1 protein-coding gene is annotated in these 351 nt (G+C 68.4%); it reads right to left on the bottom strand.

The window, feature by feature from the left end:
• On the bottom strand, positions 1 to 351 hold a 351-nt coding region (locus MLGJGCBP_RS44405; protein WP_160104009.1), incomplete at both ends, for a M23 family metallopeptidase.

Below are 351 nucleotides of genomic sequence, written 5' to 3' on the forward strand. Positions count from 1 at the left end.
GGCTGGCCACCGTTCGAACCGGGGTCGGTGGCCTGCGGACTGGCCTGGCCGGGTTCTTGGGCACGCTCGATCCACGGTGCGGGGTCGACGGCGGTGCCGACGCCATCGGGGAGGCGGCCGCCGTCCCAGACCTCGAAGTGCAGGTGAGCGCCGGTGGTCTCGCCGGCATTTCCGATGCGGCCGATCTCTTGCCCGGCGGAGACGTGATCCCCGTTCTTGACCAGGACACCGTCGTCGAACATGTGCCCGTAGACGGTCGAAACCACCTTCCCGCCGATCTGGTGATCGAGGACGATCCAGTTCCCGAAACCGCTGGCCTGCCCGGCGGCGATGACCCTGCCTTCTGTGAAC

Source organism: Rhodococcus sp. T7 (assembly GCF_009872365.1).
GTDB lineage: Bacteria > Actinomycetota > Actinomycetes > Mycobacteriales > Mycobacteriaceae > Rhodococcus_F.